The organism is Microcoleus sp. B4-C2 (assembly GCF_036705265.1).
In the GTDB taxonomy this organism is placed as follows: domain Bacteria; phylum Cyanobacteriota; class Cyanobacteriia; order Cyanobacteriales; family Microcoleaceae; genus Microcoleus.
In genome coordinates this window covers 1-13,498 of the sequence record NZ_JAUBUB010000013.1, presented here as the reverse complement: position 1 = coordinate 13,498, position 13,498 = coordinate 1, and the positions used below count along the sequence as shown (strand labels likewise).

Below are 13,498 nucleotides of genomic sequence, written 5' to 3'. Positions count from 1 at the left end.
CTCATATCCAATCCGTTAGCATCGGAATAGTAAATTCGAGTTCACTGTTGACTGTTCACTGTTGACTGTTTACTGTCAACCGTCAACCGTCAACATCATTCCGGTGTTACCGGAAATGATATCAGTTCGCTATCGAAAACTCGGCAATTCAATTTCAGCTAACGATCGACGTTTTTTAGAAGCCCGCAGCGGACTGGCAATCAAGCTCAGCCAGTCTGGTTGGGCAACTGCTGTAGGTTTTGCCACACTCGATCGCACTTCTTGAATGCCAAAGGTTTCAACAGAGTTCAAAATTTGAAAAGCCCTAGCCAATTCTTGAGCCTCCTCTTTGGTAGCAGTTTCCGGTTCAGACTCAGCCATCGGCAGTTCAGGTTCCGCCACCGGTTCGGCCAACTCAGGTGCCGGCTCATCAGGTTGGTAGGTTTCGCTCTTGTGCAATTGAATGCCGGATACTTCGGCTAATTTGTTGAGTTCTAGAGGGGCTGGGGATTCAGGCTCGATCGCCTCAACAGCAGCAGCTACCTCTGGAAGCTCTTCTGATTCCGACCAAGGTTGGACAGGGGAAGCGTTGAAGGCTGGCGGCACCGGCATCTGAGAGCTTTTGACCGCCGCGAGCAAAGATTCTAATTGTGCGCTGGCGGTGTCGAGATTATTGTCAGGCGGCTCCATCCTTGGCGACTTTACCTGCGGCCTGTCCAAACTTCTTTCCAAGGCAGCTTTGAATTGCAGAGTGTGGCGCTGCTGGCGCTGCAAGCGGGCTCGCAATTCCCTGCAAATATTTTCTGTGGCTACTAACTGGTGTAACTGTTCGTTGTAGCGCTGCACAGTAGACGCACATTCTCGCTCAACAGTCGCTAGCCTGACTTGGCTGGTTGCCAACTGACTTCTTAAACTTTCGACTAAAATTTCTTGACTTTGGAGGGTTTGATGGGAAACTTCCACTTTGCCAAACAGCCGCGTCAATTGTTCTTGAGTATTTGCGAGTTCTGCAGTCCGCTGTTCTAGCAAAGTTTCGCGATTCTGCAAGGTTTTTTGGGACTCTTCGAGAGCTGTTTCTAGCTGGGCGATGCGCTGTAAAAGGTCGCGGTTGCATTCGTGCAGCGCTTGCATGAGGGTGACTGGGGTCGATCCTTTGCCCTTGGCCTGTTCGGCATTCCCAAGCAGATTTTTTAGATTCTCTGACATCGGGGGCGAGCCCGCCTCAGTCGGCTGTGTCGGAGATTGCGAATTTTTTGTTTCAGGTTTTGTGGGAATTGCATCTACGCTGATGGCGTTGGGAAAATCTACTGTTTGCCAGTCTTCTTCTGGCTGTTGGGGAACCGTTGCGGGAGTGTCTGTCGCATGGGGGGCGATCGGCTCAAAACCCCCAGTAGCAGCAAAATCTGAATGAAATGGTTCGGTATCGGATGGAACAGCAGGGTGCGGTTGGTGCTGATGGGCTCGAAGATCAGCTTCTGACATGGCTTTTTATCCCAATACTCACAGGGTCTCAGATACAGTCTATCCTTAGAGATTCTACAGAAGGAAGCCCCTAATTGACACTCTTCGGGCTAAAGCCACGGAGATTCTTAAGACTTAAGTCTTAAATGCGCTGTCAAATCGCATCTACACGCTCGAAACAACTACTGGCACCAGAAGTATTGCTGTTGCGCTTACTTTTGTTTTTAGATTGCTTTCTGATTCCATCAATAATCCAGTTAGGTACGCTCAACGACTCACTATTACGTGTTTGGACAGGCTCGGCATTGCCGAGTAGCGATCCAACCCAGGAGTTTCACCTTATGAAATCGTTTCAACACGTAGATGGTTGTTCTTACTTGCCTGTCTAAATTCTAAACTTTAGCTTAGAATTTATTAGATATTTTAACAAAGTTTTATAATTAAAGCCGTCCTAGAAAGACGGGGCTTCAAACCCAATTTTTTGGTGATAGTTTTGGCATTTTTCCGGTTTTTTGGGACAATAACCTCTGAATCGAGTTGCGCCATCGAACTACAACTCGAACTCAAATTAAAACGTAAGATGCGCCTGTAAGTTTTTCGCCCAGAGTCCTATCAAAATAATTTTTCCCGATCTCTAACGCACTGTTGCGGCATCCGGGCGATCGCTACGCCTCTAATCGCTGATTCATTGGACAAAAGTGGAAAACGCATACATATACCCATCGTTGCGGTGGATTGATTTACAGTATTTATGACGCACTGGGCTAACCTTGCCGAGTGGCGTTCTCATTTCAAAAACTCCGCTTTCTCTAACCGTCAGCCTGCCGACGTGAGTGCCTGCAAACTTCCCAGAGGGAAGAATCGCACTTACCATGTCACCTGTCCCAAACCCAAAAAACGTTTTGCACCGTGTTCTGTGCTTGACAGGAAATCCGTATTTATTGGTTGTACACATTTGACGGCTGCCCCATCCTTTAGCTGCAATTAACAACGGTTGCTTCGTGAAAACTTGCAGCACTTCTACGTTTCCTACACAAGCTGCATCCAGCCAATGAGTTTTAGGTAGTCCTAAACGAGTGCGGTTGTACTTTGTTCTACCTCCTGTTGAAACTTCTATTGGCAATCCTGTTTGTTTAAGTTGTTGGAACAATGCCCAGCGAGTTGAATTCACAGCAGTTGCATCTTTCAAAGGTTGTGAGGCCTGTTTCAAAATACGGGACAGGATGTCAGGCTTTTTGGACAAGAAATCCCGAATATCTTGATTGCCTTTGGCTTGGTTGCACCCACGGCAGGCTAGGGTAAGATTGGAAACGCGATCGCTTCCCCCTTTTGATTTTGGGTGGATATGTTCTACCTCAAAAGGTACCCTTTCAACACCGCAATAGGCACATTTTCTCCCCCACTTCGCTAACAAGTATTCTCTGACCTCATAACCCGCAAGTTCCCCTTGCTGATACTCCTTGCCGGATATTTCAGGATTCTGCATTGCGAGTAGGTCAAACAAAACTAACTCTTGGGACATACCTGTGATTGGGACATATCGACGGATGCGGTTGACCCAAGTCACGATGTTTTTCACCCTGGATTCTAAGCTTGGTGGCAACCATCCATGCGCTCTTGTGCGGTTAAGAAAACGTGGTTTGCGGTAACGAGTTTTGCGGTTACGACGATTGCGACGAATGGTGCGACGTGACTCTAAGTCATCTTTAATTTGTTGCCAGCGATGGGTCAACTCAGCACCCCAGATAACTTTATCGCCCTGTACTAAAGCCAACCCAGTAGTTTTAGAACCTGGGTCAATTTTTAATTGAGTGGGTTGCGTTTTTGGGTGATCAACCGCATATTTCAAAATAATTGTGAACGGGTAACGGAGATACACAGCAGCTTGGGCTAGTTTTAACAATCGTCTTGCTTGTCCTGCTGCTACTGGCTCAAGTGGTTGTTTGTTGGTGTCTAAAACTAATACAAAGTTAGACATTTTGTCCTCTGATTGCTCAGGTTATGTTTTCCTCGCCAATGTTTTGATGGCTTGTTGGGTTAGAGACACTGACTTAACCAAATACATCTGTTTAATCTCTAACGACAGAGCTACAAGCTGGAAAGCACATGTAGGTGTCATCACCCTCAAAACGTAGTATTCAAGATACTTAGGCTGGCTATTTGTCCAGTGTATGAACTAGCTGTCTAGTCTTGTCCACTGTTTGGTGAATAGCCTAAGCTTTAACAACTGCACAATGTTTGTCAATGATTGCTGGAACTTCTGCCGGTGCAATGCGGCTGTAGCGAGTTTTGTCCGGCATCACCACTATATTTGGGCCTGCTTTACACTGTTTGAGACATCCGGTTCCCTGTACTGTCACTTTGTCTTCTAAACCGCGCGCATTCAAAGCATTTTCTAAAGCTTTACAGACTCCTCCAGCGCCCCGCTTCTGGCAGTCTGATTTTTGACATACTAATATTTTGGTTTGGGTTTTTGCCGGAGCTTTTACAGTTTGAGCTGCTGTGGGAGAGGTTACTTGGGTTTTGCCGATCGCGCGATCGTCCGATGTCAATACCCCAATAGGCCCATTAGTGGAGTCAAGGTGTTCGTGCGATCGATCATTTTGACCTTGAGCCAGCTTGAGGCTACGAGCTTTAAGTTTTATTTTACCGTTTTTCAAATTGAGTTCTTTCTCACCTACAACTTGAACTCTCAACCCCGGTGTCAAAATAGGCGACAGAAATGACCGCAATTCCTTGCAAAGTTTAACAAGATATTCTACTCCGCGATCGCTACTAATTCGCAAATATTTAAGTTTGCAGCCATCTTCAACCATCAGGCCGAGGATTTCTCCCTCTAAACTGAATTCGGAAACTTGCTTGCCAGACTTATACATTGTTATAACTCCTTTAAATCCGTTACATCCGTTACATCTTCTACATTGCTCGTTGCCGAACTTCCTTCTACCTTTAGCCCCTTTGCCAGCAGTATTCCAGCCACTGCACCAGTTCGTACCGAGGGGCACTGACTTGCCTCAACACGCTCATTAACTGAGCCGCTTGTTTAACAGTGTTGACTTTTGCCCGCAAAGGTTGGTCAACCGCACACCAGCAGGGAATTTCTAGCTCTTGCAAGCGTTTGTAAACTTGCCACCTATCTAGCCAACTAACTTGCACAATGTCACAAACTTCTAATTCTGGATCTGCTGGATTCATTTTTTAACAACAGTAATAATTTGCATTAATTTTTACCCTGACTGGTAGCGGGTAGAAGTTAAAAGCCAGATTTCAGCAGAACATCAAAGATGATCAAAAGCCCTTCCTGAAAAATTCTGCCTTTTGCCTTCTGCCTTCTGCCTTCAGAAGGTTCGCCCCACTTTCAGGAAGCGTTCAGAACGAGGATCTTGTTCAAGCATAACCCAACTGCTAATAATTCTCAATAGGTTTACAAAAAAAAATTCCTACTCTATAAAATCTTCTACTATTGAGGCAGACTCTGCTTGACTGGTAAATTTACGGTGCTAGACTGACTCTATTGGCAACAAAACTGCCTATTGAGAGGAGAACACACATGGCTGAGACTCAGAGTGCATTAAGACCGTTTGGCCACATAGCCGAAAACCCAGTTCTACTGGAACATTCAGTCACAGCACCGATTTGTGAAGGAATGAACGCGCTGCTGGCCAGTTTTCAGGCTCTATACCTGCAATATCAAAAACATCATTTTGTGGTGGAAGGGGCAGAATTCTACTCCTTGCACAAATTCTTTGAAGAAAGCTACGGAGAAGCTCAAGATAGCGTCCACGAGTTGGGCGAACGGTTAAACGGGTTGGGCGGCATACCAGCAGCTAGCTTTAGCAAGTTAGCTGAGTTGTGCTGTTTCGAGCCTGAAGCCGACGGCGTATATTCCTGCCGCCAAATGCTCGAACACGATTTAATTGCGGAGCAAGCTATCCTTGGTTTGCTGCGCCGTCAAGCAGGACAAGCAGAAAGTTTGGGCGATCGAGCTACGCGCTACCTCTACGAAAAAATCCTGCTAAAAACAGAAGAGCGAGCTTATCACATTTCCCACTTCCTCGCCCCCGATACCTTAGTGCAATTGAACTTGAACTAACAATTCTTCTTCTTCCTTAGCACACGTGGCACAGGCGTCTCGCCTGTGAATTTTGACAGTTCGTTATCTTAGATCAAAAAAAAAGCGAGCAGTTTGGAGACTGCCCGCTTTTTTATACAAAGTGCGCTTATCCGCAGGGAATTAAGGCGCTAAAGCATTGCCGCGCAACAAGCTACCAATGGTTTTGGCAGTAATCTTCATCTGAATGAAAGGATTAGCGGGTACTACTGTTTTATACAAGTAGCTATCGAATGTGAGCTTCTGCACATCGCGATCGGCACACATTTCCACAAAAGCTTCGCGGGTAGCGTCGGAACGGTAGAACACGCGCTGCAAAATGTCAAGCACTTTGTAAGTAATGCCGTAGGCTTTATCCCACCGCTTCAGGTAAATCTTAATTTCCTCTTCAGTCGGAATGCGCGCGCCTTTATTGGAAATCTCCACAATAGTTTCGGCGCACATCCGGCCAGACTTGGCGGCAAAATAGATACCTTCGCCAGAAGACTTGGTAACGTAACCTGCAGCATCGCCTACGAGAGCAACTCGGCCGACAACCCGGCGGGGACGCGGATGTTCCGGGATGGGGTGAGCTTCCACTTTAATAATCTCACCGCCCATCAGTTTTTTGGCAGCGCGGGCGCGGATGCCTGCTTGCAGCTTTTTGATACTGGCTTGATTGACTTTCATCGTGCCGGTGCCGACGGCTACGTGGTCGTATTTGGGGAACACCCAAGCGTAGAAGTCGGTAGATACGTCATCGCCGACGTACATTTCGGCTAAGTCGTGGTAGTAAGCCATTTTATCTTCCGGCAGGCGGATGCGTTCTTGGAAGGCGATCGCATAATTGTAATCACCAGCGTCGATCGCCTTTGCTACGCGGGAGTTGGCGCCGTCAGCCCCAATTACCAAATCCACTTTCAGAGTTTTCTGAATTCCCATTGCGCTGCCGTCGGAGTGGTCGGCATAGTGGAGAGTGTAGGGGTCTGTATTGTTGCCGGGAATTTCTAATTTGTGAACGGTGCCGTTAATTAGTTTTGCACCCAAGGAAGCGGCCCGATCGCGCATGAAGCCATCGAGAACTTCGCGGCGGCACATACCGATGTATTCGTGGGCGTTTTCAATATTGATGTCCACCTCGACGTTGGAGGGGGAGATCATTTTCATTTTTCTGACTTGGCGGTCAATAATACTTTGCGGCAAGTCAAATTCGCTGACCATGCACAGGGGAATCGCCCCACCGCAGGGTTTGGCGTTGTCTAATTTACGCTCGAATAGGTATGTTTCGATGCCTGCTTTTACCAATGTTTCGGCGGCGGAAGAACCCGCAGGGCCTGAACCTACTACTGCAACCCTTAGTGTCAAAGCTTTTCTCTCCAGTTTTTTTCTATAGGCATTACTCAGGTGTGATGGTATCACGGAGTTTGGATGCGGTGGGGTGAAGCAGGGGAGATTTCAATGAAATGAAACAGAGCTTAACAGTTCGATACGAAAATCGGGTTTCGGGCAGTAGGTGCGATCGAATATCTTAAATCTTTCAGTGTAGATGAAGGTGGATGGACGGTGATGTGCAGTGGTGTGCGCTGGTGTGCGATCGAACATTTTGCACTATTTTCTAAGAACAGGCTGGACGGCCTGTTCCACAAAGAATGAATTTTCTGCTTGTGGGGAGTAGGGGTTGGGCTTCTAGCCCGCCCGGACATGAACAGGCTGGACGGCCTGTTCCACAAAGAATGAATTTTCTGCTTGTGGGGAGTAGGGGTTGGGCATCTTGCCCGCCCGGACATGAACAAGCTTCCCTAGCCTGTTCCACAACAGATAAATTTTCTGCTTGTGGGGAGTAGGGGTTGGGCATCTTGCCCGCCCGGAACAGATTAGAACCAGTCCAATAAGTTACATTAAAGTTACTTGCAGTTATATCTAAAATTCTTATGCTCGGTAATTTTCAACAAAGCAACCTGCGGATTGAGCTTGAAGCTTCCGAAACAGCGATTAGAGACAGCTTGTTGCGTCCGAGTCAATTGCAGCAGTGGCTGTGGCCGCAGCAGTTGTCTAGCGGTTTGCCGGAAGAATTTGCTCAAGGTTTGACCTTTACAAGTTGGCTGGGCCCCGTGGCAGTTCAGCATCACGTTGATATTGTTGAGCACAATTGTCTGCGGCTGTTATTGAGTCAGGGAATTGACGGATTTCACGAGTGGTATTGGGGCGACGGTTGGGTGCAGTCTCGCTTGGAGGGAGTGTCGCTGCTGCCGCTGAATTTGGGGCAAACTGCTAGTTTACTTCGGCTGCGGGAGTTTGTAGCCGGGAAGGGTAAGCGGAAGTAGATCAATGACTCTCCAAAATCATGAGAACAAAGTCTGGTAGTCCTGCATACCAACGAAAAATCCTAAACATTTTTAGGGGTAAAGAAACTTTGTAATCATGGATAAAATACCAGAAGATACTCACATGATTGGATATCTTTATAGATAGATGAAAACAAAGTCTTTCTTACCAAACGAGATATCCTTTGCTGAAGGGTGTTATTGAATCTTTCCATATCAGAAGTTTTGCCAGTATCTTCCCCCAGAGATTTGTGTCGCTGGGGATTTTTTTTTGAGCCTGCCCAAAAATCTGTATAATAGACGGCACATTGTCTGTAAACTACTGGGAGGGAATCCCAAAAACCTTTAGCACCCATTTCAACTCGACTTCCTATATACACCCCTAGAATTTCTTTGCTTAAGGCATCAATTGGCCCGCTCTTTCCAGTGCTTGTTCCCCTTATTGCCTAAAAACGACTACATTTCATCACATTGGATCGTTAGCTTGCCTGGTTTTTTTGACTTTACTTGAACTTTCCGGGGGACTCATGCTAATTGTTGAAAAACAAGTATTGGAACCAGCGGGGGGACACCCTCGTGAATTTGACAATCGCGACTCAAGATATTTTTTCTAATAAAAGCTGACCTCTCAATTTTTTTGTTTCTTCTGAAATCCTTTGATGTCTGGGGTTTTAAACAAACTGCCTGTGACAATATATACATTCAAAATTTTGCTTAGCGCTGGGGGTGGGACAATTTTTAACGATGTTTGGATAACAAAAACGGTGACAATTCATGGAGTTGAGAATTAACAAGGCTTAGGTACGTCGCATAATAACTTCTTACCCTTACTATGCCAGACCACCTGAAAGCCACTTCGCTGCCGAAAAACTAAGAGTGTGTTATAAAAACATAATTTGTTCCTTTCTAAAGCGCTATTCTCGATACAACGAACCCGGTGTGTTTTGACTTCGCGTTAATTATTACAAGAAAAATAAATATGCTCTCCATTCCAGGCATTGCCGTCCAGAAGCTGCTTTACGAAAGTGCCAATTCTCTAGTTTACCGGGCGATTCGGGAAGCCGATCGCCAACCGCTCATCCTCAAACTTCTCAAAGAGAGCTACCCGACACCTCAAGAATTGCTACGCTACCGCACCGAATACCGTATCACCCGAGAGCTGAAAGAGGCGGGAGTCGTGCAAGTTTATGACTTGCAAAAATACCAAAACAGCCTGGTGATTTTTGTGGAGGACTTTGGCGGGGAATCCTTGAAAATATGGATGCTGCAGCGAAAGTTTAGCCTCAAGGAATTTCTGCAAATTGCGATCGCTGCCACTGAAACTTTAAGGAAAATTCATAGCGCCAATATTATCCACAAAGATATTAACCCTTCTAATATAGTATTCAATCCCGCGACCGGACAGCTCAAAATAATCGACTTTGGTATTTCCACTCAGCTAACGCGAGAAATGCCAACCCTGAAAAATCCCAACATTTTAGAAGGAACCCTCGCTTACATCTCGCCGGAACAAACTGGTAGGATGAATCGCTCTATCGATTACCGCACTGACTTTTACTCCCTCGGCGTCACCTTCTACGAATTGCTGACAGGAAAACTCCCTTTTGAAACAGAAGACGCTTTAGAGCTAGTTCACTGCCACATTGCCAGACAGCCAGTTCCACCGCACGAAATCGAGCCAGAAATTCCCCTAATTGTCTCGCAAATTGTCAGCAAGCTGATGGCAAAAAATGCGGAAAATCGGTATCAAACTGCATTGGGTCTTAAGCAGGACTTAGAAATGTGTCTCGTTCAATTACAAGAAACCGATAGCATAGAAGAATTTGACTTGGGAACACTGGATCTTACAGACCATTTCCTGATTCCCGAAAAGTTATACGGCAGAGAAACTGAAGTTGATAATTTATTAAAAGCCTTTGAAAGAGTTCGTAATGCTAGTGCCGAAATGATGCTAGTAGCTGGCTTTTCTGGGATTGGTAAAACCGCAGTAGTGAACGAAGTTCACAAGCCGATCGCCCGACAGCGTGGCTATTTTATCAAAGGCAAATACGACCAATTTCAACGCAATATTCCCTTTAGTGTATTTGTGCAAGCATTTCGCGAATTGATGGGACAATTATTATCAGAAAGTGACGCTCAGTTACACAGATGGAAAACCATGATTCTCACCGCAGTAGGCGAGAGTGGGCAAGTCTTGATTGACGTAATTCCTGAATTAGAACACATCATTGGCGCTCAACCTCCTGCACTAGAATTGTCCGGGAGTGCCGCCCAAAATCGCTTCAATCTGCTGATGCAGAAATTTGTGCAAGTATTTACCCAAGCAGAACATCCCTTAGTGATGTTTTTGGACGATTTGCAGTGGGCAGATTCCGCATCTTTGAAGTTATTACAACTATTGATGGAAGATACGGGGCATCTGTTAGTATTGGGTGCTTATCGGGATAATGAGGTATCACCGGCTCATCCGTTTATGTTGACTGTGGATGAGATTGTGAAGTCTGGGGCAGTGGTGAATACGATTACCCTGCAACCGTTGAGTTTAGCAGATCTAAATCAGTTGGTAGCAGATACGCTGATTTGCGATTTATCTTTAGCCGGGCCCCTGACAGAATTGGTTTATCAAAAAACTCAAGGAAATCCATTTTTCTCGACTCAATTCCTCAAAGCGTTGCATGAAGATGGTCAAATTATTTTTAACCCTCCTCAATCCCCCACCCCCCTTTCATCCCCCCTTACCAAGGGGGGACAGAGGGGGGTACAAGGGGGGTGGCAGTGCGATATTAATCAAGTTAAATTTGCCGACGCCTCGGATGTGGTGGAGTTTATGGCGGCGCAATTGCAAAAGTTGCCTGCCGAAACTCAGGATGCCCTCAAACTGGCGGCTTGCATTGGGGCGCAGTTTGATTTAGAGACATTGGCAATAGTCAGCGAAGAATTACCAGAACAAACGGAATCAACGCTGTGGAAAGCCTTGCAAGAAGGACTCATTTTAGTGCTTTCAGAAGGCTATAACTTCATTCAAGCAGATGCTCAATCCCCAAATCAGTCTGTTGCTAATCCCACTTATAAGTTTCTGCACGATCGCGTCCAGCAAGCGGCTTATTCATTGATTCCTGACGACCAAAAACAAGCCACTCATCTAAAAATTGGACAGTTACTACTACAAAGTTCTTCCGAGATAGAAACAGAAGAAAAAATATTTGATATTGTGGGGCATTTAAATCAAGGAATTGAGTTAATCAATCAATTAAGTGAACGCTCAGCCTTAGCCCTACTCAACTTAGAAGCTGGACGTAAGGCTAGAAATTCTACCGCCTACGCTGCGGCAAATATTTATCTACAAACGGGAATTGAGTTACTGACAGCAAACTGCTGGCAAAGTCAATATGAATTGGCGCTAAATCTTTATGTTGCTGCTGCTGAAATTGCCTATTTGAATGGTGACTTTGATGGTATGGAACAGATGGCAGCACTGGTTTTGCAAGAAGCTCAAACAATTTTAGATCGAGTTAAAATTTACGAAATTAAAATTGCCGCTCAGACAGCTCAGAGCAAGGTGTTAGAAACGATCGCAGTAGCAAGAGAGGCACTCTTACAATTGGGGATTGAACTCCCTGCCGAACCTGATGAAGTCAAGATTGGCAAAGCGCTACAAGCCCTTGCGGCTCTCCTCGGCGGCAGAAAGATTGAGGAATTGGTTGATCTACCTGTGATGACAAATCCACAGACTCAGGCAGCTATGCAATTGTCTGGTATGTTGTTTCCACCCATTTTCCAGGGAATGCCCGGTTTGCTGCCCCTGCTGAGCTCAACGATGGTGAGTTTATCGCTCTCCTTTGGGAATGCGCCCGCATCGACGGTGGGTTATGCGATGCACGGGATGGTGTTGTGTGCCTTTTTACAAGAGGTGGAAACGGGTTATGGCTTTGGGCAATTGGCACTTTCATTGCTGGATAGGTTGAATGTACCCGAATTAAAGTCCACAGTTCTACTTTTGTTTGGTGGCTGGATTCAGCATCGCCAAGAATCTCTTTTGGCAACGATACCGACGCTGAAAGAGGGCTATAGGTTTGGTATGGAAACCGGCGACTTTGTAGATGCTGGCTACAACATATATATTTGCTTTTATACTCATTTATTCGCTGGTGTAGAACTAGACACTTGGGAACAAGAAATAGCAGGTTACAGGGCTGTCATGGCGCAGTTGAAACAATATTCTGCTCAGATTTATTTGGATATGATTCAGCAGACGGTGCAAAACTTGAGGGAAACCCATACTCGGCCGGATTTGTTAATAGGCTCTGCCTACGATGAAACGGTGATGATTCCCAAGCACTATCAGGATAATGAATTTACGGCGATCGCCTGTGCCTGCATCTTCAAACTGCTGCTTGCTTACTGCTATGGCAATTACACGGCTGCCCTAGACCATATTTCCCAAGTCAAACAGTATTTGATGGGAGTATCTGGATCGGCTTTTGTTCCCATTTTTCATTTTTATGCTGCCCTGACGCACCTGGCACTTTTTCCCACACAGCCAGCAATTGAGCAAACTGAAATTCTTGGCTTAGTGGAAACCCATCAAAGCACGCTGCAACAGTGGGCGCAAAATGCTCCGATGAATTATCTGCATAAATGGTATTTAGTGGAAGCAGAACGCTATCGAGTTTTGGGCAATAAAGCTGAGGCGATTGAAATGTACGATCGCGCAATTTCGGGAGCCAAAGAAAACAAATATGTTAATGACGAAGCCCTGGCCAACGAACTAGCAGCCAAATTCTACTCGGAATGGGGCAAAACAAAAGTTGCTCAAGCCTACATATTTGAGGCGTATTATTGTTATGTTGAATGGGGAGCCACTGCTAAGGTAACGGATTTAGAAACGCGATATCCTCACTTATTCGCGGTAACTCAACCGGGAAGGAAAAACACTCAAACTACCGTAGCAATGACAACGACTGGTTCGGGAAATCACCTAGATATTGCCGCAGTCATGAAGGCTTCTCAGGCGATTTCTGGAGAAATTATGCTAGATAAGCTACTGTCTAGCTTGATGAAAATTTTGATGGAAAATGCAGGGGCGCAACGAGGCTATCTAATTTTGTTAAGCCAGGGACAACTGTTCATTGAAGCTGAAGGAACCATCAATGACGAACTCGTCACCGTGTTGCAGTCAATCCCCGTTGAAACCTGTCAAGAACTTTCCTCCGCAATTGTCAATTATGTGAGTCGCACTCAAGAAAGCGTGGTACTAGATGATGCTGCGCGATCGGGACAATTTACCAACGACGCCCACATCCGAAAGCATCAGCCCAAATCAATTTTATGTGTGCCACTGATTAACCAATCTCAAATTATTAGTATTGTTTACTTAGAAAATAATCTAACAGCGGGAGCTTTTACCCCTGAAAGAGTGGAACTATTAAAAGTATTATCTGGACAAGCAGCTATCTCGATTCAAAATTCTAAGCTTTATACAGAAGTACGCGAAAATGAAAGCAGGCTGGCTCAACTCAACAAAGCTTATGAGCGATTTATTCCCCATCAATTCCTCCAGTTTTTAAAGAAATCAAGCATTATTGATGTGGAATTGGGCGACCAAGTGCAGTTAGAAATGTCGGTGTTGTTTTCCGACATTCGC

General features: G+C 45.7%; 9 protein-coding genes and 1 pseudogene. 4 read left to right on the top strand and 6 right to left on the bottom strand.

All coding sequences use genetic code 11. The annotated features are described in order from the left end of the window. Positions 1-129 precede the first annotated feature (129 nt). The 4 genes from QUB20_RS06940 to QUB20_RS06925 all read right to left on the bottom strand — a co-directional run bounded on the left by QUB20_RS06940 (position 130) and on the right by QUB20_RS06925 (position 4,635). Positions 130-1,461, bottom strand: coding sequence for a hypothetical protein (locus QUB20_RS06940; protein WP_333244472.1), 1,332 nt, complete (start codon positions 1,459-1,461; stop codon positions 130-132). 664 nt (positions 1,462-2,125) lie between these two features. Next, positions 2,126-3,418: an RNA-guided endonuclease IscB gene (gene iscB / locus QUB20_RS06935; RefSeq protein WP_333244468.1), complete on the bottom strand. Its 1,293-nt coding sequence runs from the start codon at positions 3,416-3,418 to the stop codon at positions 2,126-2,128. A 235-nt stretch (positions 3,419-3,653) separates the two neighbouring features. Continuing rightward, on the bottom strand, positions 3,654-4,316 hold the full coding sequence (locus QUB20_RS06930) for a (2Fe-2S) ferredoxin domain-containing protein (RefSeq protein WP_333244465.1): 663 nt from the start codon (positions 4,314-4,316) through the stop codon (positions 3,654-3,656). Positions 4,317-4,389: 73 nt separating this feature from the next. Next, the gene (locus QUB20_RS06925; protein WP_333057709.1) at positions 4,390-4,635 is read right to left on the bottom strand and encodes an Asr1405/Asl0597 family protein; all 246 of its coding nucleotides are present in this window, start codon (positions 4,633-4,635) and stop codon (positions 4,390-4,392) included. A gap of 355 nt (positions 4,636-4,990) precedes the next feature. Here QUB20_RS06925 and QUB20_RS06920 point away from each other — a divergent pair, with 355 nt between their 5' ends. Continuing rightward, positions 4,991-5,533, top strand: coding sequence for a Dps family protein (locus tag QUB20_RS06920; RefSeq protein ID WP_006632871.1), 543 nt, complete (start codon positions 4,991-4,993; stop codon positions 5,531-5,533). 141 nt (positions 5,534-5,674) lie between these two features. Here the strand turns inward: QUB20_RS06920 and chlP are convergent, their stop codons facing one another. Continuing rightward, on the bottom strand, positions 5,675-6,895 hold the full coding sequence (chlP, locus tag QUB20_RS06915; protein WP_172186475.1) for a geranylgeranyl reductase: 1,221 nt from the start codon (positions 6,893-6,895) through the stop codon (positions 5,675-5,677). A gap of 284 nt (positions 6,896-7,179) precedes the next feature. Here chlP and QUB20_RS06910 point away from each other — a divergent pair, with 284 nt between their 5' ends. Both QUB20_RS06910 and QUB20_RS06905 read left to right on the top strand, forming a co-directional pair. Continuing rightward, complete coding sequence (locus QUB20_RS06910) at positions 7,180-7,374, top strand: hypothetical protein (protein WP_333291259.1); 195 nt, start codon at positions 7,180-7,182, stop codon at positions 7,372-7,374. An 87-nt stretch (positions 7,375-7,461) separates the two neighbouring features. After that, complete coding sequence (locus QUB20_RS06905) at positions 7,462-7,854, top strand: hypothetical protein (protein ID WP_333057711.1); 393 nt, start codon at positions 7,462-7,464, stop codon at positions 7,852-7,854. Between the two features lie 79 nt (positions 7,855-7,933). On the opposite strand, the pseudogene QUB20_RS06900 reads toward QUB20_RS06905, so the two are convergent. Continuing rightward, positions 7,934-8,630, bottom strand: a pseudogene (locus QUB20_RS06900) (IS1 family transposase); the annotation flags it as partial. 203 nt (positions 8,631-8,833) lie between these two features. Between QUB20_RS06900 and QUB20_RS06895 the strand changes: the two are divergent. Beyond that, the coding region (locus tag QUB20_RS06895; protein ID WP_333291257.1) for an AAA family ATPase at positions 8,834-13,498 on the top strand (4,665 nt) is incomplete at its 3' end.